The sequence below is a fragment of the Granulosicoccus antarcticus IMCC3135 genome (assembly GCF_002215215.1).
Lineage (GTDB): Bacteria > Pseudomonadota > Gammaproteobacteria > Granulosicoccales > Granulosicoccaceae > Granulosicoccus > Granulosicoccus antarcticus.
Map to the genome: position 1 here is coordinate 546,810 of NZ_CP018632.1, position 23,607 is coordinate 570,416.

At 53.6% G+C, this 23,607-nt stretch carries 4 protein-coding genes; all 4 read right to left on the reverse strand.

Features of this window, described 5'->3' with window-relative positions; all coding sequences use genetic code 11:
• Positions 1-380: 380 nt before the first annotated feature.
• The 4 genes from IMCC3135_RS02495 to IMCC3135_RS02510 are packed head-to-tail and all read right to left on the reverse strand — an operon-like array spanning position 381 to position 23,600.
• Positions 381-3,365 (reverse strand): bifunctional diguanylate cyclase/phosphodiesterase, encoded by a 2,985-nt coding sequence (locus IMCC3135_RS02495; protein ID WP_088916148.1) that lies wholly within the window; start codon positions 3,363-3,365, stop codon positions 381-383.
• Positions 3,362-15,331, reverse strand: a complete 11,970-nt coding sequence (locus IMCC3135_RS02500; protein ID WP_157735722.1) for a tandem-95 repeat protein — start codon at positions 15,329-15,331, stop codon at positions 3,362-3,364. Before IMCC3135_RS02500 ends, IMCC3135_RS02495 begins: the two co-directional genes overlap by 4 nt.
• Positions 15,280-22,761, reverse strand: coding sequence for a DUF4347 domain-containing protein (locus IMCC3135_RS02505; protein ID WP_088916150.1), 7,482 nt, complete (start codon positions 22,759-22,761; stop codon positions 15,280-15,282). The genes IMCC3135_RS02500 and IMCC3135_RS02505 overlap by 52 nt, the downstream gene beginning before the upstream one ends.
• The gene (locus tag IMCC3135_RS02510; protein WP_088916151.1) at positions 22,758-23,600 is read right to left on the reverse strand and encodes an efflux RND transporter periplasmic adaptor subunit; all 843 of its coding nucleotides are present in this window, start codon (positions 23,598-23,600) and stop codon (positions 22,758-22,760) included. The genes IMCC3135_RS02505 and IMCC3135_RS02510 overlap by 4 nt, the downstream gene beginning before the upstream one ends.
• Positions 23,601-23,607 lie beyond the last annotated feature (7 nt).

Here is a 23,607-nt window from a genome sequence, read left to right on the forward strand (position 1 = left end):
TCACGTGCTCACGCACGTCTGTGTCGATAGGTTCTCCGGTTTCATCGGCGAACGCCTGCCGATAATCGTAGGCTGCCACGATCCCTAAGGTGGGCGACTCACACGTCAAGTTCATAACCATGAAAATGCGATAGGCTCACCATCGCTGACAACGATCACGCCGTGCAAGGTTGCCGGCCGCGATCGACAGGTACTTGATATGCATGGGCACACGCTTGGCGGTGTTATCGAACGTCCACACCGATGGCTCTGCGTTTACCCAAGCGAGCCGAAGGTTAACCCAGGTGCTGTGGGGTACCTCGATCGACTACAAGATTGCCACTCATTGCCAGTGAACGTGATGAATGCCATAACACTATACTCAAGAGCTGTCAGCCCATTCATGCAGAACGGCGTTGTTGCGCCTGCTGCAGGAAGGCAGTCATGTCGCTGGCAGTAAGGGGGCGGCTGATGAGGTAGCCCTGGATTTCGTTGCAGCCAAGAGCTGCGAGCAAGGCCAGCTGCTCGTTGGTCTCTACTCCTTCTGCAATGATCCGTAGCTTCAATGCATGTGCCATGTTGATTACCGATTCGATGACTGCTCGGCTGCGCTCGCTGGTACCCATTGCGATAACGAATGAGTGATCGATCTTCACCACATCCAACGGCAGATCTGCCAACTGGCCGAGTGAAGTGTAACCGGTACCAAAATCATCCATGGCAATGCTTAGTCCGGCATCGCGCATACGACTCAAGCCCACGCGGGCCCGCTGTGGCGATTCGAAGACAGAGGTCTCGGTTAGTTCGATTTCTATCTGGGAGGTCGGTACCCCCATCTTTTTCATTGCAGCAAGTATGTTACCGACGAGATTGGGATCACGAACCTGCACCGGTGACACGTTGATCGAGACCTGCAATCCGCCCAGACCCATGCTGTTCCACTGCTTGATCTGTTTAAGGCTCTCGTCCAGAACAAAATCCAGTATGTTGTTGATCAAGCCGTTGGCTTCTGCCACCGGGATGAAGTCGGCCGGAGATATGAGGCCTTTGGTTGGGTGGTGCCATCGAAGCAAGGCCTCCATGCTATTCACGCGCCGCAAAGCGAGATCAAACTTGGGTTGGTAGTAAAGTTCGAATTGACTTTTTTCATAGGCTTCGTAAAGGTCCGCCTCAAGAATGATGTACTCGCGTGAGACTTTCTCAAGGCTGGCAGAGGCAAAACTGTGAGAGACCTTGTCGGGCTTCATCGCTGCCTGGGCACGGGCCTGGCTTGCGCTTTCCATTAGCTCAAGTGCGTTACTGCCCCCCTGAGGATAGAGCGACACGCCGATATTGACACCAAGATAAATATTCTGGTTGTCGATTTCGAACGGCATTGACAACAGGCGCCGCAAACGTGTGATAACTGGCATGGCCTGAGCCGAGTCGTCCAGATCCGAAAGCAACACTCCATACTCGTTGGTGGTAACCAGTGACATACTGTGAACGTCCAGGATCTCCGTGACCATGTCGGTACTGCGTAAACCTTCTTGCAGCCGAGTTACGAACTCGATGACCAGAGCATCACTGGCAGTGTGGCCGAAGGTGGAGGTAATGAGATTCAGATCCTTGATCTCTAACAACATCGTACCGATGTTCAGCTTCAGGCGTTCGGCGCGCTGTACTTCGGTGTCGATACGCTGCATGAACAGGGTTCGTCTGGGAATGCCTGTCAGTGAGTCGTATTCGCGCATCTGTTCAAGATCACGAGAACGCTCTTTGACGATAGCCTCCAACTCGATGACCCGCGACAGATTTACATCTTCTGTTACAACTTTTATGGCATCTGCAGTGATGTCTTCAGTTGCACGAACTGTTGCATCTTCTGTTGTATCTTCTGTGAGTTTTTGGCCGTCAGGCAGGTCAAGTGTTTTTGCATGGGAACCGTAACCGATCACTCGATTTCTGCCACCCTGCTTGGCAGCATACAGTGCCTCATCGGCTTGTTCTATCAACTGCATGACACTGGTGGTGCTGGTATCGACCGTGTTGACACCGAAGCTTGCGGTCAATTTTTCCACTGGCACCACTTTGTTTTTAGTCAGATGAGAGACCTTTATACGAATTCTCTCAGCTACCTCAATCGCCTCCTCAGTTGATAGGCCCGGCAGCACGATCACAAACTCCTCCCCGCCGTAGCGTCCAATCGTGTCGTACTCACGGCATTCGGCTACCATGGTGTTGGCCACTGCACAGATGACTTCATCACCCACACCATGCCCATAAGTATCGTTGATGTTTTTGAAATGATCGATGTCGAGCATGATGCAACTTAACGGTGCGGGCAGGCGCAATGCTTTGGCGTATTCCTCTTCGAAATTACTCATCAGTGCGCGTCGGTTGGCCAGCCCCGTAAGCGGGTCCTGTGTCGCCAAAGCTTCAAGCTCCTTGTTCTTGGTATTGATCAATTCCTGATAATTGCGCAGCTCACGCAAGGTGAGTGCAAGGTCTTTGTTCTTCTGTTCAATAGCTGTCATATCGTTCAGAGTAACCAGGATACCGCTCACGCCCGCGTGTTCATTTCCCACGGTAACGCAGCTGGCGACCAGCACCCGTGTCTCGCCGTTGTCCAGCTGCAGATGCAGTGTCTGATCGGAAAGCTTCAAGCCACTGTGCAGTGTAGTAGTCCATGGTGGTTGCCAGTCCTCGGGCTGACGCCACGACCACTCTTCAAGCCGATGTCCCACCAGTTGCTCGGCAGGCTTGCCAACGGTCTGTGCGGCAGAATCGTTGATTAACAGGATGCGTAGATTGTCGTCCAGTATGATCACACCTTCGGAGAACATATTGAAGGCAGAATTGATCCTGCTTGGCACTACCTGGTTAGGATCGAGTTGTACCAGAGCCTTGCGCAGAAACAAGAGATAGAGCAAGAAGCAGCTCGCGAGTACAAATCCTAAATAGCGCAGTTGAAAGTTCAGTGAATTGACCGGCAGAAAAGCAATATGAAGATGGCCCCAATTCTGGTTCTCGTGGTAGATGGGTACGTTCATCTGACTCAATGTAGAGTTACCTGAGGGGATGATCAACTGTGCTAAATCTCCGTATTCGGCCAGCGTCGAATCATTGGCATTATTGAGTGAAACGGCCAGTACATCCGGGTTGCGCTCCACCAGGGCTGAGATCGACAGCTGAATGCCGTTATAGTCCGAAACGCTTGCGAGCATGGAGAGCTGCACTGCAAGTGCTTCGGCCACCATCTTGCGAGCCTCACGTAATCCGTGACGCTGATCGCCGCGCAAGTCCAGAGAGTCGGCAGTGAATAGCACGCTGGTGGTCAGCAGTAGGATGCTGAGAGTCAGTTTCAAGGGGCGGGAGCGCCAGAATTCCAGAAGTTTCCGCATCATGGCTGTGTTTCCGAGCGGTACTGGCACGAATGGTCGTCGTCTTCGTTCTGGCCAGCCTTGAGCACCGGAATTGGATCTATCGCACGCCACAAGGGGGCAGTGGACAAGGCTGTGGCGAGCAGTGAGCCACTTTGCAGCAACCAGGTGACAAAACCGACTGTCAATGCCATGCTGGCCACGGCGCCGGCCTGGACTATGATTTTCAGGACTTCATCGGACTGTTCCTGTTGCTCATCGACATCGGAATGCATGCTCGACAGAGCTCTGAGTATGTCAGGAGTCAGCGTAATGCTGAACAACGAGCCGTCCATGACGCTGGCAAACGTATCTTCGAGCTCGTCGAACACGTTTTCCGTCTTATCGAACAGCAGTTCTAACGTCAGGTTGTAGCCTCGGATTCGTGAATCTGCGTAATCTATATCAGCCATGTCCAATGGATAAGAGGCGTGATGAGTCGCGTATGAGTTTGCTGAAAATAGGGTATTGATGGTTTCACCGATCAACGATGTTCCGGTGTTCGCTCCTGACACAGGCTCCTCAAGCGAGTTCTCGAATGTCGGCTTGGAGAAGTCAACATATTTTCCGATTGATTGATAACCGAGCTGGTCGGTGGAATCGAATTGATCTTTAATCAGTGAATAGCCATCCTGCTCATCTGGCTCTGTGACAATGGACGATTCGTTAGCGAATTCCGCACTGTCTATCGGACTGCTTGCCGCTCCAAGATCCGGTTCAATCGGGTCGATGTGTATCTGCATCTGAGCATTGATGGTCATGCCATTTGCATCTCTGAGCTGAACTTCCAGCGTGTAGGCCCCAGGTGTCAGGGTAGCAATGGCATGGACAGATCCCGAGTCCGGATCGACGCTGAAGTATGCCTGCGCACTACCGCCCACAATGTGCAGGGATACCTGGTCTCCAATGTCGGGATCGGTGAAGGTGATCATGCCTATATCGCCAGTGAAGCCCTCGGTGGTCCAGAGTTCAGAGACTGTAAGGCTTGGCGCCTCATTGACATCGACAACATTTACGGTGACACCAAGTGTGGCACTCAGGCCTGCGCCATCTTCAACCTGCACGGTCAGATCATAGATGTTGTTATTGTCGAAATCGGTGGGAGATTCGAAGTTTGGAGCGTCATTGAAGCTCAAGATACCGGTCGCTGACTCTATGTTGAATAGCTTGTCGTCGTCGAATCCGACCAAAGAGTAGCGCTGCCCGGTACCAGTATCGTCAGTACTGGTGATTGTGGCGACAACGGTAGTGTTCTCAGCCACAGTAAAGGCGGCGGGGGAGGTGAAGGTGGGTGCATCGTTGGTGTCGGTTACCAAAACACTAAAACTTTGTTCTGTTGTCGCAGTTCCATCGGTGACTTCCAGTACCACTGAATGACTGCCCACCTCTGCATCGAGCGGTGTGCCAGTGAGTGAAGCGGTGCCGTTCTCATTGTCGGTGAGCGTCAACCAGTCCGGCAAGGTTGTAGCCGTGATCTTCAGTGGGTTCCCGTCACCGTCTATCGTGGTGATGTTGTAGTTATAAACTGCATCTTCTGTCGCTGAGGTGAGAGGAACCGATTCGAAGGTAGGCACATCGTTGACGGGGTTGACGGTGATGTTCATCAGGGCCGAGGTCGCACCTGAGCCTGAGTCATTGACCTTGTAGGTGAAGCTGGAATTGGTGGAGTCGTTGAGCGCCGAGGTAAAGGTCAGATCAGTCAAGTTAGCGGCAAGGATTGTCATGCTGTTGGTAACGTTCACGCTGCCAGCGCTGTGAGTCAGCGTTCCACCGTTCAAGTCCAGGCCCATAATGGTCACTGAGACCAGGTCATTATTTTCCGTATCGGTGAATAGGAAGTCCGCTTCGTTGATGACCAACGGGACATCTTCACTGGCCGTGACGGTATTGCCGGTCGCCTCCGGTACATCATTGACCGGGTTGACGGTGATATTCATCAGAGCCGAGGTCACACCACTACCTGAGTCATTAACCGTATAGGTGAAGCTGGAATTGGTGGAGTCGTTGAGTGCCGAGGTAAACGTCAGGTCAGCCAAGTCAGCGGCAAGGATCGTCATGCTGTTGGTGACGTTCACGCTGCCAGCGCTGTGAGTGAGCGTTCCGCCGTTCAGGTCCAGGCCCGTAATAGTCACGGAGACCAGATCATTATTTTCCGTATCGGTGAAAAGGAAATCTGCCTCATTGATAACCAACGGCACATCCTCACTGGCCGTGACGATATTGCCCGTCGCCTCCGGTACATCATTGACCGGATTGACGGTGATGTTCATCAGAGCCGAGGTCACACCACTACCTGAGTCATTAACCGTATAGGTGAAGCTGGAATTGGTGGAGTCGTTGAGTGCCGAGGTAAACGTCAGGTCAGCCAAGTCAGCGGCAAGGATCGTCATGCTGTTGGTGACGTTGACGGTCCCCGAATTATAAGCAAGCGTGCCGCCGTTCAGGTCCAGGCCCGTAATAGTTACGGAGACCAGATCATTATTCTCCGTATCGGTGAACAGGAAATCCGCCTCGTTGATCACCAACGGGACATCTTCACTGGCCGTGACGGTATTGCCGGTCGCCTCCGGTACATCATTGACCGGGTTGACGGTGATATTCATCAGGGCCGAGGTCACACCACTACCTGAGTCATTAACCGTATAGGTGAAGCTGGAATTGGTGGAGTCGTTGAGTGCCGAGGTAAAGGTCAGATCAGCCAAGTCGGCGGCGAGGATTGTCATGCTATTGGTGACGTTGACGGTCCCCGAATTATAAGCAAGCGTGCCGCCGTTCAGGTCCAGGCCCGTAATAGTTACGGAGACCAGATCATTATTCTCCGTATCGGTGAACAGGAAATCTGCCTCATTGATAACCAACGGCACATCCTCACTGGCCGTGACGATATTGCCCGTCGCCTCCGGTACATCATTGACCGGGTTGACGGTGATGTTCATCAGAGCCGAGGTCACACCACTACCTGAGTCATTAACCGTATAGGTGAAGCTGGAATTGGTGGAGTCGTTGAGTGCCGAGGTAAACGTCAGGTCAGCCAAGTCAGCGGCAAGGATCGTCATGCTGTTGGTGACGTTGACGGTCCCCGAATTATAAGCAAGCGTGCCGCCGTTCAGGTCCAGGCCCGTAATAGTTACGGAGACCAGATCATTATTCTCCGTATCGGTGAACAGGAAATCCGCCTCGTTGATCACCAACGGCACATCTTCACTGGCCGTGACGGTATTGCCGGTTGCCCCCGGTACATCATTGACCGGGTTGACGGTGATATTCATTAACGCCGAGGTCACACCGGAGCTTGAATCATTGACCGTATAGCTGAAGCTGGAATTGGTTGAGTTGTTGAGTGCCGAGGTAAACGTCAGGTCAGCCAAGTCGGCGGCGAGGATCGTCATGCTGTTGGTGACGTTGACGGTCCCCGAATTATAAGCAAGCGTGCCACCGTTCAGGCCCAGGCCCGTAATGGTCACGGAGACCAGATCATTATTTTCCGTATCGGTGAACAGGAAATCTGCCTCGTCAATCACCAACGGGACATCTTCACTAGCCGTGACGGTATTGCCCGTCGCCACCGGTACATCATTGACCGGGTTAACGGTGATGTTCATCTGGGCCGGGGTCGCACCTGAGCCTGAATCATTGACCTTGTAGGTGAAGCTGGAATTGGTAGAGTTGTTGAGAGCCGAGGTAAACGTCAGATCAGCCAAGTCAGCGGCGAGGATCGTCATGCCGTTGGTGACGTTCACGCTGCCAGCGCTGTGAGTCAGCGTGCCACCGTTCAGGTCCAGGCCCGTAATAGTTACGGAGACCAGGTCATTATTCTCCGTATCGGTGAACAGGAAATCCGCTTCTTCAATCACCAACGGCACATCTTCACTGGTTGTGACGGTATTGCCCGTCGCCACCGGTACATCATTGACCGGGTTGACGGTGATGTTCATCTGGGCCGGGGTCACACCTGAGCCTGAGTCATTGACCTTGTAGGTGAAGCTGGAATTGGTGGAGTCGTTGAGTGCCGAGGTAAACGTCAGGTCAGCCAAGTCAGCGGCGAGGATCGTCATGCCGTTGGTGACCGTTACAGAACCGGCACTGTGAGTCAGCGTACCGCTATTCAAGTTCAGGCCAGAAATAGTTACGGAGACCAGGTCATTATTCTCCGTATCGGTGAACAGAAAATCCGCTTCTTCAATCACCAACGGCACATCTTCACTGGCCGTGACGGTATTGCCGGTCGCCTCCGGTACATCATTGACCGGGTTGACGGTGATGTTCATTAATGCCGAAGTCACACCTGAGCCTGAATCATTGACCTTATAGGTGAAGCTCGAATTGGTTGAATCGTTAAGTGCCGAGGTAAAGGTAAGGTCAGCCAAGTCAGCGGCAAGGATTGTCATGCCGTCAGTGATCGTTACAGAACCGGCACTGTGAGCCAGCGTACCGCTATTCAAGTTCAGGCCAGAAATCGTCACTGAGACAAGGCCATTATTTTCCGTATCGGTGAACAGGAAATCTGCTTCATTAATCACCAACGGCACATCTTCACTGGCCGTGACGGTATTGCCCGTCGCCACCGGTACATCATTAACCGGATTGACGGTGATGTTCATTAATGCCGAAGTCACACCTGAGCCTGAATCATTGACCTTATAGGTGAAGCTCGAATTGGTTGAATCGTTAAGTGCCGAGGTAAAGGTAAGGTCAGCCAAGTCAGCGGCAAGGATTGTCATGCCGTCAGTGATCGTTACAGAACCGGCACTGTGAGCCAGCGTACCGCTATTCAAGTTCAGGCCAGAAATCGTCACGGAGACCAGGCCATTATTTTCCGTATCGGTGAACAGGAAATCTGCTTCATTGATCACCAACGGCACATCTTCACTGGCCGTGACGGTATTGCCCGTCGCCACCGGTACATCATTAACCGGATTGACGGTGATGTTCATTAATGCCGAAGTCACACCTGAGCCTGAATCATTGACCTTATAGGTGAAGCTCGAATTGGTTGAATCGTTAAGTGCCGAGGTAAAGGTAAGGTCAGCCAAGTCAGCGGCAAGGATTGTCATGCCGTTGGTGACATTCACGCTGCCAGCGCTGTGAGTCAGCGTGCCACCGTTCAGGTCCAGACCTGTAATGGTCACGGAGACCAGGTCATTATTTTCCGTATCGGTGAACAGGAAATCTGCCTCATTGATCACCAACGGCACATCCTCACTGGCCGTGACGGTATTGCCCGTCGCCTCCGGTACATCATTGACCGGGTTGACGGTGATGTTCATCAGGGCCGGGGTCACACCACTACCTGAGTCATTGACCGTATAGCTGAAGCTGGAATCGGTAGAGTCGTTGAGCGCCGAGGTAAAGGTCAGATCAGCCAAGTCAGCGGCGAGGATCGTCATGCTGTCGGTGACATTCACGCTGCCAGCGCTGTGAGTCAGCGTGCCGCCGTTCAGGTCCAGGCCCGTAATAGTCACGGAGACCAGGTCATTATTCTCCGTATCGGTGAACAGGAAATCCGCTTCTTCAATCACCAACGGCACATCTTCACTGGCCGTGACAGTATTGCCGGTCGCCTCCGGCACATCATTGATCGGATTGACGGTGATATTCATTAACGCCGAGGTCACACCGGAGCTTGAATCATTGACCTTATAAGTGAAGCTGGAATCGGTGGAGTCGTTGAGCGCCGAGGTAAACGTCAGATCAGTCAAGTCAGCGGCAAGAATTGTCATGCCGTTGGTGACCGTTACAGAACCGGCACTGTGAGTCAGCGTGCCAGCGTTCAAGTTCAGACCGTCAATGGTCACCGAGACCAGGTCATTATTTTCTGGATCAGTGAACAGGAAATCTGCCTCGTCAATCACCAACGGGACATCTTCACTGGCCGTGACGCTATTGCCGGTCGCCACCGGTACATCGTTGACCGGGTTGACGGTGATGTTCATCTGGGCTGGGGTCACACCACTACCGGCGTCATTAACCGTATAGCTGAAGCTGGAATCGGTAGAGTCGTTAAGTGCCGAGGTAAACGTCAGATCTGCCAAGTCGGCAGCAAGGATTGTCATGCTGTTGGTGACATTCACGCTGCCAGCGCTGTGAGTCAGCGTGCCAGCGTTCAGGTCCAGACCTGTAATGGTCACGGAGACCAGGTCATTATTCTCCGTATCGGTGAACAGGAAATCCGCTTCGTTGATCACCAACGGCACATCTTCACTGGCCGTGACGGTATTGCCGGTCGCCTCCGGTACATCATTGACCGGGTTGACGGTGATGTTCATCAGGGCCGGGGTCACACCACTACCTGAGTCATTGACCGTATAGCTGAAGCTGGAATCGGTAGAGTCGTTGAGCGCCGAGGTAAAGGTCAGATCAGCCAAGTCAGCGGCGAGGATCGTCATGCTGTCGGTGACATTCACGCTGCCAGCGCTGTGAGTCAGCGTGCCGCCGTTCAGGTCCAGGCCCGTAATAGTCACGGAGACCAGGTCATTATTCTCCGTATCGGTGAACAGGAAATCCGCTTCTTCAATCACCACCGGCACATCTTCACTGGCCGTGACAGTATTGCCGGTCGCCTCCGGCACATCATTGATCGGATTGACGGTGATATTCATTAACGCCGAGGTCACACCGGAGCTTGAATCATTGACCTTATAAGTGAAGCTGGAATCGGTGGAGTCGTTGAGCGCCGAGGTAAACGTCAGATCAGCCAAGTCGGCGGCGAGGATCGTCATGCCGTTGGTGACGTTCACGCTGCCAGCGCTGTGAGTCAGCGTGCCACCGTTCAGGTCCAGGCCCGTAATAGTCACGGAGACCAGGTCATTATTCTCCGTATCGGTGAACAGGAAATCCGCTTCTTCAATCACCAACGGCACATCTTCACTGGTCGTGACGGTATTGCCCGTCGCCACCGGTACATCATTGACCGGGTTGACGGTGATGTTCATCTGGGCCGGGGTCACACCTGAGCCTGAGTCATTGACCTTGTAGGTGAAGCTGGAATTGGTGGAGTCGTTGAGTGCCGAGGTAAACGTCAGGTCAGCCAAGTCAGCGGCGAGGATCGTCATGCCGTTGGTGACGTTCACGCTGCCAGCGCTGTGAGTCAGCGTGCCACCGTTCAGGTCCAGGCCCGTAATAGTTACGGAGACCAGGTCATTATTCTCCGTATCGGTGAACAGGAAATCCGCTTCGTTGATCACCAACGGCACATCTTCACTGGCCGTGACGGTATTGCCAGTCGCCACCGGTACATCATTAACCGGATTGACGGTGATGTTCATTAATGCCGAAGTCACACCTGAGCCTGAATCATTGACCTTGTAGGTGAAGCTGGAATTGGTGGCGTCGTTGAGTGCCGAGGTAAAGGTCAGATCAGTCAAGTCAGCGGCAAGAATTGTCATGCCGTTGGTGACCGTTACAGAACCGGCACTGTGAGTCAGCGTGCCAGCGTTCAAGTTCAGACCGTCAATGGTCACCGAGACCAGGTCATTATTTTCTGGATCAGTGAACAGGAAATCCGCCTCGTCAATCACCAACGGGACATCTTCACTGGCCGTGACGCTATTGCCGGTCGCCACCGGTACATCGTTGACCGGGTTGACGGTGATGTTCATCGGAGCCGAGGTCACACCACTGCCCGAGTCATTAACCGTATAGCTGAAGCTGGAATTGGTAGAGTCGTTGGGCGCCGAGGTAAAGGTCAGATCGGCCAGATCTGCGGCGAGGATTGTCATGCTGTTGGTGACATTCACGCTGCCAGCGCTGTGAGTCAGCGTGCCACCGTTCAGGTCCAGACCTGTAATGGTCACGGAGACCAGGTCATTATTCTCCGTATCGGTGAACAGGAAATCCGCTTCGTTGATCACCAACGGCACATCTTCACTGGCCGTGACGGTATTGCCGGTCGCCTCCGGTACATCATTGACCGGGTTGACGGTGATGTTCATCAGGGCCGGGGTCACACCACTACCTGAGTCATTGACCGTATAGCTGAAGCTGGAATCGGTAGAGTCGTTGAGCGCCGAGGTAAAGGTCAGATCAGCCAAGTCAGCGGCGAGGATCGTCATGCTGTCGGTGACATTCACGCTGCCAGCGCTGTGAGTCAGCGTGCCGCCGTTCAGGTCCAGGCCCGTAATAGTCACGGAGACCAGGTCATTATTCTCCGTATCGGTGAACAGGAAATCCGCTTCTTCAATCACCACCGGCACATCTTCACTGGCCGTGACAGTATTGCCGGTCGCCTCCGGCACATCATTGATCGGATTGACGGTGATATTCATTAACGCCGAGGTCACACCGGAGCTTGAATCATTGACCTTATAAGTGAAGCTGGAATCGGTGGAGTCGTTGAGCGCCGAGGTAAACGTCAGATCAGCCAAGTCGGCGGCGAGGATCGTCATGCCGTTGGTGACGTTCACGCTGCCAGCGCTGTGAGTCAGCGTGCCACCGTTCAGGTCCAGGCCCGTAATAGTCACGGAGACCAGGTCATTATTCTCCGTATCGGTGAACAGGAAATCCGCTTCTTCAATCACCAACGGCACATCTTCACTGGTCGTGACGGTATTGCCCGTCGCCACCGGTACATCATTGACCGGGTTGACGGTGATGTTCATCTGGGCCGGGGTCACACCTGAGCCTGAGTCATTGACCTTGTAGGTGAAGCTGGAATTGGTGGAGTCGTTGAGTGCCGAGGTAAACGTCAGGTCAGCCAAGTCAGCGGCGAGGATCGTCATGCCGTTGGTGACCGTTACAGAACCGGCACTGTGAGTCAGCGTACCGCTATTCAAGTTCAGGCCAGAAATAGTTACGGAGACCAGGTCATTATTCTCCGTATCGGTGAACAGAAAATCCGCTTCTTCAATCACCAACGGCACATCTTCACTGGCCGTGACGGTATTGCCGGTCGCCTCCGGTACATCATTGACCGGGTTGACGGTGATGTTCATTAATGCCGAAGTCACACCTGAGCCTGAATCATTGACCTTATAGGTGAAGCTCGAATTGGTTGAATCGTTAAGTGCCGAGGTAAAGGTAAGGTCAGCCAAGTCAGCGGCAAGGATTGTCATGCCGTCAGTGATCGTTACAGAACCGGCACTGTGAGCCAGCGTACCGCTATTCAAGTTCAGGCCAGAAATCGTCACTGAGACAAGGCCATTATTTTCCGTATCAGTGAACAGGAAATCGCTCTCGTCAATCACCAACGGCACATCTTCACTGGCCGTGACGGTATTGCCGGTCGCCTCCGGTACATCATTGACCGGGTTGACGGTGATGTTCATCAGGGCCGGGGTCACACCACTACCTGAGTCATTGACCGTATAGCTGAAGCTGGAATCGGTAGAGTCGTTGAGCGCCGAGGTAAAGGTCAGATCGGCCAGATCTGCGGCGAGGATTGTCATGCTGTTGGTGACATTCACGCTGCCAGCGCTGTGAGTCAGCGTGCCACCGTTCAGGTCCAGACCTGTAATAGTTACGGAGACCAGGTCATTATTCTCCGTATCGGTGAACAGGAAATCCGCTTCGTTGATCACCAACGGCACATCTTCACTGGCCGTGACGGTATTGCCGGTCGCCTCCGGTACATCATTGACCGGGTTGACGGTGATGTTCATCAGGGCCGGGGTCACACCACTACCTGAGTCATTGACCGTATAGCTGAAGCTGGAATCGGTAGAGTCGTTGAGCGCCGAGGTAAACGTCAGATCTGCCAGGTCAGCGGCGAGGATCGTCATGCCGTTGGTGACGTTCACGCTGCCAGCGCTGTGAGTCAGCGTGCCGCCGTTCAGGTCCAGACCCGTAATAGTCACGGAGACCAGATCATTATTCTCCGTATCGGTAAACAGGAAATCCGCTTCGTCAATCACCAACGGGACATCTTCACTGGTCGTGACGGTATTGCCCGTCGCCTCCGGCACATCATTGACCGGATTGACGGTGATATTCATTAACGCCGAGGTCACACCGGAGCTTGAATCATTGACCTTATAAGTGAAGCTGGAATCGGTGGAGTCGTTGAGCGCCGAGGTAAACGTCAGATCTGCCAGGTCAGCGGCGAGGATCGTCATGCCGTTGGTGACATTCACGCTGCCAGCGCTGTGAGTCAGCGTGCCACCGTTCAGGTCCAGGCCCGTAATAGTTACGGAGACCAGGTCATTATTCTCCGTATCGGTGAACAGGAAATCCGCTTCTTCAATCACCAACGGCACATCTTCACTGGTCGTGACGGTATTGCCCGTCGCCACCGGTACATCATTGACCGGGTTGACGGTGATGTTCATCTGGGCCGGGGTCACACCTGAGCCTGAGTCATTGACCTTGTAGGTGAAGCTCGAATTGGTTGAATCGTTATGTGCCGAGGTAAAGGTCAGATCTGCCAGGTCAGCGGCGAGGATTGTCATGCCGTCAGTGATCGTTACAGAACCGGCACTGTGAGTCAGCGTACCGCTATTCAAGTTCAGGCCAGAAATCGTCACGGAGACCAGGTCATTATTTTCCGTATCAGTGAACAGGAAATCTGCTTCACTGATCACTAACGGCACATCTTCACTGGCGGTGACCGTATTACCCGTGGCCACCGGTACATCATTAACCGGATTGACGGTGATGTTCATCAGGGCTGAGGTCACACCTGAGCCTGAATCATTGACCTTGTAGGTGAAGCTGGAATTGGTGGAGTCGTTAAGTGCCGAGGTAAACGTCAGATCTGCCAGGTCAGCGACAAGAATTGTCATGCCGTTGGTGACCGTTACAGAACCGGCACTGTGAGTCAGCGTACCGCTATTCAAGTTCAGACCATCGATGGTCACTGAGACCAGGTCATCATTCTCCGTATCCGAGAACAGGAAATCGCTCTCATCAATCACCAACGACACATCTTCACTGGCGGTGACCGTATTACCCGTGGCCACCGGTACATCATTAACCGGATTGACGGTGATGTTCATCAGGGCTGAGGTCACACCTGAGCCTGAATCATTGACCTTGTAGGTGAAGCTGGAATTGGTGGAGTCGTTGAGTGCCGAGGTAAAGGTCAGATCTGCCAGGTCAGCGACAAGAATTGTCATGCCGTCAGTGACCGTGACAGAACCCGCGCTGTGAGTCAGTGTGCCAGCGTTCAAATTCAGGCCAGAGATGGTCACTGAGACCAGGTCATTATTTTCTGGATCAGTGAACAGGAAGTCCGCTTCGTTGATCACCAACGGCACGTCCTCACTGGCAGTGACGGCATTACCCGTAGCAACTGGTACATCATTGACGGGAGTAACGGTCACTGATGCGACTGCCAGACCTCCGCCTAAACCAGAATCGTTGCCGCTCGTCGATGCCTGCACATTAAAGTTTGCAGTGCCATTGAAGTCGAGTGAGGGCGTAAACTTGAGACCTGCATTGCCTTCAGCAATGGTGATGAAAGAGCCGTTAGTAACCTGCGTGACACCGTCGTTTTTGTAGAGCGTACCATCAGCGATCCCGGTGATTTTGTAGTGACTTACTTCGGTACCGTCGGCCGTGTTTCGTGACAATACAAGGCCGGTAGCAGACTGCGTGTCTTCACTTGTTGTGGCGTTGGTGACAGAAGGTGTATCGGCAACCGGCTCGACTGTCAGAGTCGCTGTATCGCTTGCGGTGGAGAACGCAGATGTTCCTCCACCTAAAGATGTATATTCAATCTGAATGTCATCTATTGATAGATTTCCGGCATCGGCACTTTCTACCAATAAGCGGATTCTGGTGTCAGATGCGATGTATGAGCTGATATCAAACGATTTAGTGCCCGATCCAGTGTCGGAAAAAGTATCAAAGGTATGAAGCGTAGAATAACTTATGCCTCCATCGCCCGATACTTGCATCGCTACCGATTCCGTCCCTACAAACGGGTTGGTATAGGCGAATGACAGCGTTGCCGTTGCCGCTGTGCTCAGATCGACCTCTCGGTACATCTCTTCGGCCAGTGTTTTTGGTTTGAGCACGAGTTCCCCGCTCTTGACCCCAAAGTTGCCGCCTCCAGCTCCCGCATTAGCCCCCCCCCCGAATCGACCTCTATCCAACCTGTAGACCAGGACTGAGAGCCATTGTTGTTGCTGTAGGAGACCGTGCTGAAGTTGTCCAGAACGGTTTCTGATCCGGAACCAGTCAGTACCGTTGTAGTTCCGTTGCTTCCGCTGGTTTGGTCCCAGGCGTGGAACGTGATGGCATTGGCAAGTGTGCCGTGATAATCCGCATTGGCCTGGAAGAACAATCGTGTCGATGCGTCTGCGGCCAGCAATCGTGCATTGGTATCGCTGACCGCTCCCAGTGTATTCCAGGTACTGCCATTGTTCGTTGAATAGAACCAGGTGCCGTTGCTTGTATCGGCCGCTGAGATCGCAATACCCAGCCCAGCGCCACTATCTGGATCAGTGACATTGTCCACCTGGCCGGATGGCGTGGCGAAATCTACCAGTTCAGACACCAACGAACCAACAGCACCTGTCGGAACGCCGGCATCTTCATCCACAGGGGAGATTATCGGACTCTGGGCGTTATCCAGAACGGGGGCTGTATTGGCATCGACGACAGTGATAGCTGCCGATTCCGATGCGGTGCTGTAGGCGGTATTACCGCCACCGGTTGAGGCATCTGCTTTCGTACCCGCCGTGCCAGTTGTCTGGTCCCATGCATGAAAATCGAAACTGGCTGTGGTTCCGCTGACGCCGTTGGGCACGAACCGGACCAGATCGTCTGCACCGAGCAACAACGCCGATGTAGTGGTGACCGAGCCGATTGCCGCCCACGAGCCTGCACCGTTAAGCAAATATTCCCAAGTTCCATTGCCACTGGCCAGGGTTGTGATAGCGATCCCTTCGAGGGCATCGGTATCGGCATCCGTGATCGGGTCTCCAGCACTGGCAAGAATCGAGGCGATGTCCGTGCCGCCATTGTTGGTCTGAAATTTCGTGATTGTCGGCAGTGTCGTGGCGCCGCTATTGTCCAGTACCGGTGCGTCATTCTCCGAGCCAACGTCAATCGTCACGCTCTGCTGCGTACGACCGCCATTACCATCGTCAGCTTCGTAGACAAAGCTATCGGTTCCATTCCAATCCGTATCGGGCGTATAGGTGAATGATCCATCAGCGTTCAGAGTAAATCCCGAAGCATGGCTGGGACCAGATACGAGAGTTGCGGTAATGACTTCGCCACTAGCTTCAGTCGCTGCAAATATCTGTATACGGCTATTATTCGTATCGGCGACCCAGACTTGTCCGGTTGAATCCACTGCAATTCCAGCTGGATGCGCAAACTCACCTGCCGCAGTGCCATAAGTGCCCCAATCCAGGCGATAGTTTCCAGCAGAATCGAAGACTTGAATTCGTTGGTTGAAGTTATCGGCAATATAGGCATAACCGTCTGCGTCAAAGGCGATTGCGCTAGGGCCAGAAAGCTCGCCAATATCGTTGCCCGAGCTACCGAATGTCAGCAGGTGATTGCCAGAAGTGTCAAATTGTTGAATCCGATTGCCGGACTCCCCCACCCAGATAACCCCATTGGCATCGATGGCAATTGTTAGTGGTGCATCAAACTGACCATCTGCCGTGCCATAGTTGCCCCAGCTAAGCAGGTGGTTGCCCAGATTATCGAATTTCTGCACACGATCATTACTCGTATCCGTCACATAAATGTTGTCGCTGGCATCCACTGCAATTGCAGAAGGGTTCTCGAATTGGCTGTCACCTGCGCCAGTGACACCCCAAGTCAAAAGATGATTTCCAGCACTATCAAACTTCTGGATACGGTCATTGTTATTTTCGACAACAAAAATGTTTCCTGACGAGTCGATGGCAACATCAGCGGGTGAATTGAACTGGCCATCCGCTGTGCCAGATGAACCGAACGTCAGAAGATGATTACCGCCACTGTCAAATATCTGAATCCTGTGGTTGTTTCTGTCTGCGACATAAAGATTCCCTGAGGCGTCAAATTCAATCCCTCTGGGGTTGGTAAATTCACCATCAAGGGTCCCAGCAATGCCGAATTGGCTCACTAAAGCCGGATCAGTTGAATCCGGATCGCTGTCGTTTGATAACACGCCAGAGGCTGCAACCGTTAATGTTTCATCCTCGATGACGCTGTAGGACTCTGCCACTGTAACCGGTACATCATTGACCGGCGTGATGGCAACGGCGATGGTGTGCTCGTCTTCGAGGATCCCGAAATCCGAAGGAGGGTTGAAGTAGAGCTCTGAGACGAAAATACGGATCCGGGTGGCTTCGTCATAATCGGTTGGGCCAACGTAGGTCAATCCTTCCAGAGCGTTGTTGACTGAGGCAAGTGTGCCATATATGTCGATGTAGTCGCTGCCATCACCGCTGACCGAATCTAAACCGGCCAGGGAGGCAAGGGTCGCGGTTCCATGGTCCATGACGACCTGAACACTGTACTTTTCTCCACCACTATCGCCATCTACATCAGTGATAATAATCTGATTGCCGTTAGCTGCTGAAAAAACCAATGGTGCTTCTTCTGCAACAGTTACCGCCACTGGAGCCGAAATCAAGGGGCTATCGTTGATGGGTTCCACCGTGATACCCACGGTGGCAGTATCGTGGCCCTGATGCCCCATCATCAGCACGATTTCATTCTCGCTGAGGGCGGCATTGTATATCCGCACATCATCCAGGCTGCCAGCCATCGGAACACTACCGGCTTGCGAACCGACCAGGCTGCCGATGGCAATATCCTGAGTGGAATAAGTGCTCCAGTCCGGCACGGCTGCGGATGAGGCGGTGTTCACCAGTACGCCGTCAACGAAGAAATTCACCTCGTCACTGGTATCACTGAAGGTAACCGCAAGGTGATGCCAGCCGTCACCAGCGACATCATAGGTAGATGCCGTACTGTGGCTTGTGCCAAAGGCCGTATAGCTGACACCAAAGCCTGCCGTCGGATTGTGGTTGTCCAGTTCTATATAAAACTGGTCAGCCAGCGACAGCACGACATTGTCCTCCTCAATCGCATCAAGGTTCACCCAGGAGGCAAGGGTCAATTCACCACCAAGACCCTGAGTACCATTGCTGACGGTGAGCTTGTCGTCGCCATCGAAGTCAAGCACGTCGCCACGTTCTGAGTCTGTCCCAGGGCTTGGCTTGCTGGGATCACTAGACGTACTGGCATGGTTGCCATTACCACTCTGATCGGTGAAAACACCGTTCTCGAAATCGAACCGCGCATGCAGGCCAGCTTCGGTGGCAGCGCTTGATCCTGTGGTAACGATCAGCGAATCACTGCCATGATAATTCTCGCCGGGGCTATAGCTCAGACCATCCAGTGCAGAGTTGATGGCCGCCTCTGTGCCGAAAACAACCAGCGCTGCTTCACCATCGCCGGTTCCATCGAGAAAAGTGATACCTGCCGTGCTACCCAGTGTCAGTGTTCCACTGCTGACACTCAGGCTGGCACTGGCCGGTTGGTTGGCAGGCTTGCCACTGCTGAATTCGATAGCGTTGCCATCCACTGTCGAAAATGTGAAGCTGGTATCTTCGTTGGTGGTTTGCCCGATCGGTACTGTCCAGGAGGCATCGTCAGGCAGGTCATTCAGCAGAACGTTAACGTTTTTTTCGAAGATATTGCTATCGCCATCGGTCACCCGAATAGTCAGGATATGCGGCGAGTTGGTTTCATAGTCCAGCTTCGAACCATCGGCCACGCTGATGACACCCGTGTCGGCATCGATAGCGAAAGCACTGGTTTCAGTCTGCGATTGAATGGTGTAGGTCAGTGCATCCGTTGCGTCGAGCACCTCGTCCGCATTCCATTCGACGATGTAGGTGAAATTGCTTCCGTTGTTGTCATACCAGGCACCCGTGGCAGTTATCCGCAAGAAATCTTCCCCGGCGGCATCTGAGAGACCCATGTGTGAGGCGTATTCTCCATCCACCCGTGCACCCGTTGCCCCACCACTCCAGAATTTCTCGCTGGACTCGCTTGCGCCGTCCAGCCAGTGCCACTCTCCTTCGGTGCCTGCATCCGAAGCACCCAACCAGATCTCATTGCCTGAATCAAGCACGTACTGTAGAACCAGCTCATTCTCATTGGCAGAATCAACGGTAACCAGTTGTCCGGCGATACCGTTCAGATTGGATCCCGTTGCCGCATCACGTGCCGTGATGAAATTGACTGCTGAATTGACATGCCGATAAAATTTTCCTGTCTCGGCGTTGTAGGCCAGACTGGAGTCGGCGGCGAGCAGGGCGGCAATGCGGGTATCACGTTGTGTGTCCGTTCCAGACACAGCCCCTACCACTGTTCCATCGGCACTATTCTCTTCAACGGCCAGCAACAACTCGGGCGTACTGGTGACGTAGCCCCCGACAGCACCCACATTCATCGCCGTCAGGTTGTTGCCACTGACCGAGTCGGTCACGATTCGATTGCCCGTTGTTGAATCCAGCGAGAACGTATTGAAGGTCCAGTTGGCGATCATGCCTGGTTCGTCGTAGACCAGGGTATCCAGATAATTGTCCAGAATTTCAGCGTTGGATCGCACATCATTGAAAATGCGGAAGTCATGCAGTTTTCCCTGAAAAACCTCTTCCAGATCGAAATCTCCGCCTGGCGAATCCTGGTCCCGTATCATTGTCAGTTGACCGCCTGCAAGCAAGGTATGACCTGTGCTCAAGCCTGTACCTGACAAGATCGAAATGCCATCGACAAGGACCTCGTAGGCGCCGGTTAAACTTGACCAGGTGGCGCTAAGGGTGTGCTCCTTGCCGTCAAAAAGCACGTTTGCGTTGTAAGCGGTGGACTCGACGATGACACCATTGATGGTCAGTTCGATATGAGAGGCACTGGCACTGGTATGTTCAAAGGCTAATCGCACTTCATCGCTTTCTGATGGAATCGCATAGCTGATGAAGTCGGAATAATTCGATAAGGGCGGGGTGTCAGCCGAGAAACGTGCTTCGAGCGTAAAGTCGGTCAAACCGCCAAAGATAGCTGACCCTGCATCTGCGATCAGGTAGGCATCGTTGCCACCATCCTCGTTAACGCTCAAGCTACCGTCGGTTGCCGACACGACTTGTAGATCAACGGGGGCTGCTTGCTGGGTAAACTCGAACGCACCGATATCAACGGAGCCATCATTGCGAGCGGTGCCGTTCTGATCGGTTGCTGGCGCGCCGGTAGCGGTGCCGCCATCAATCGCCGAACTGCCTGCCAGCAAGGCATGCGTCAGTGTCGGGCCGCCGTTGTCCGCAAGGGGGCCAAGTCGTGCATCAACGGGGCTGAGCGTACTACCGACCTGATCGCTGTTGACGCCATCGGTGAGACCGGTCGCGGTTCCCACATCGCCGATCAGATTGCCACCACTGGAGGAAAAGGTGTCGTGGACATCCGAATCGCTGACTGCCGAGTTTCCTGCCACGATTACGTTGTGCAGCGTAGTCGATGAACCGGCCTCAGCGATTCCGCCACCCTCTGCATCTGAGACGTTTTCCGTGATCGTTACGTTCTGTAGTGAAATTGCCCCTTGAGTATAGATACCGCCACCTGGGTCCTTGGCATAGTTTCCGCTGATCGTCACATTGGTGAACGATGAGGGTGCTCCATTGTCAAAAACCCCTCCGCCGGACCTGGACAAGGCGGAGTTGTTGGAAAGGGTTGTGTCGGTCAGAGTCAGGCTGCCATCGCTATGAATGCCGCCGCCCTTGTTCGTCGACGTATTGCCATCAATAGTGGACGACTGAATGATGAGTGCGCCGGCGTTGTTGATCGCGCCGCCGTCTTTTCCCGTATTGCTAATCAGATTGACAGTGTCTAATGTGACATTCGCGGTGCCATTGATGTTTATTCCGCCTCCCGCACTGACAGCTGCATCTCCGTCCTGGATAGTCAGCCCACTAAGGGTAACGGTGCCGGAGGCAATGTTGATGACGCGGCTGAGTTCGTCGCCGCTAATAAAGGTCTGATCGGTTCCTGCACCCGTCAGGGTAATGTCGCTGTCGATTTCAAGTTCGCCCAGGCTCAAGGTATAGGTACCAGCGCCCAGACTGATCGTATGAGCACCACCCAGTGCATTGGCTTCTTCCATGGCTGCACGAAGAGAAGTATTGCCAGCAGCATCCTCGGCGATACCGTCGCCGGGGGTGGCATCGGCGGTGTCGAGTAGTGTATCTACGGTGAAGCTTGCCAGAATACCCTGCCATTTCTGCCGAGCCTCAGTGCTGAATGCAACTGTCGTCTCGATGTCGCCCGTTCTGGATTCCAGGTTCCAGTTACCACCAAGGTTTGCTGAACCGGTACGGTCACTGCTAGCGTTGACATCTGCATCGGTCAGCCTGGCCAGCGAGGCGATTAGCGCTTTACCGCTGTCACTGCCGGCCAGATCACAACCATAAAAGAGCAGGTCAGCATCCTGGGAGAGGGCATCGCTCCAGCTGGCAAGCTGGTGCGTGTAGGAGGAGAGTGTCTTGTTGGATAGCCAGGTATCACCCAGTTGCACAGTGCCCTCGTCACCATGGGAGACAATGTGGATGGCATCCAGACTTTCGTAACGTGTAAGTATCTCGGCGATCTGTTCAACCCCATCGCGAGTCGGGTCCAGAATCATGACATCGATAGTACGGCTGGAGTCAGTAGAGGTCCGAATATCCTGGATCAAGGTTTCGTAGTCTTCTACGCGAGAATCAACGAATACGAGTTCGCGTCGTGGTTCCTGAGCAGGCAAGGCATTGGCTGCTGCCACACTGCTTGATTGTCTGGTGGTAGGTTCGAGCTGATTGACACGATCTTGCTCGATGATATTCCCGGCGTGCTCATCAGATACCGAGACATCCGTGCTGGTCAGGTTTGACAGTGTGGATAAAAGCGAATGCCCCACATCGCCAGAAACCTGATCGAAGCCATGGATCAGCATATCGGCACCCACGGTAAAGCTGTCCTGCCAGTCTGCCAGCTCATCGGCCCGCACCAGCAGCTCTGTCAGATCAACTGTTGAATCTCCCATGTTAAAATGGGACTCTGAGCCAGCGACAACAAGGTGCAGGGTGCCGATGCTTTCGTACTGGGCCACTATTGCCGATATTTGCGTAATGCCATCACGATCAGCGTCAAGCACATGAACCTGCAACGAGTCCCCGGCTTGATTCTCCAGCTCGGCCACGATCGATTCGTAGTCCGGCGTCGCCGGATCGATGATCACAACGTGCAGTTTGTCTTGTCTGTGCTGCTCGCTGTTGGCGGCTGAGGTGGACGACTGCAAGGACGAATCTATTGAAGAGATCAGCCCGATATGCGCGCCGGAGTCGGACGAACTGAGTTCGAGGACAGGCAAAGGCAGGTCAGCGGAGAACAGTATCCGTTTTTCGAGTGTCTCCAGCTGAAAGGCGGTCTTGCCTCGGCTGTCTGGCTTGCCTGCCTGGTTCATTGCTCACTGGTCACCAGCACAACATCAGACTGGAATTCCAATTGGCACTTCTGTCCGCCAGGGATACTCAGTTGAGGATTAGGCAGGGTGAGTCTTACCCCAAAAGTGCCACTGCGGGTATCAAGCAACCGATCAACCACCTGGATGGTGGCTTGCAGCGGTTCTGCGTGATCTATCTCTGGGCGGATCAAGGCGGTGTCACCCGGCTTGAACGAGCCGAACAAGCGAGCAGGCAAGACCACCTCGATGCGCAGTGGATCAAGCTGTGCAAGGGTCATCAGCGGATTGTCGTAAACGAATTCCCCAGCAAAGGCTTGTTGTGCGACTACAACGCCGTCGATCGGACTGCGGATGGTTTTCTGTGCCAGTGAGTGCAAGGCCCGTTGAGCGTCTATTTGCGCAATCTTCAGATTCTCCAGCGCCTGAACCAGGGCGGCCGCGGCCACCTGCTGCTGCGCGCGAGCCTCATCCCATTTTTGAGTCGGTACCAGGTTCTGTTCTTGCAGTTTCTGCATGCGTGCCAGGTTGAGTTTTGCGAGTACGAGATCTGCCTCACGTGCGCTGACCTCGCTTTGCATACTGGCACGGGCGTTGGCCGCAGCAAGATTGATGTTCTCGGCCTCGGCTTCCAGTTCGATGATGGCTTGCCCACGGGTGACAAAATCGCTGCGATCTACCAGCAATTGCTTGATGACGCCTTGGACCGGACTGCCTACTTCGATGATGCGCATCGGCTCCATCAGACATTCAAACGGTTTTTGCTCGGCCGCTACGGAGCTAGAGGCAAACAGGCACCCCAGCAGCCAGCATGTGCAATTGATCCAGTTGTTCCACTTCATATTGCGA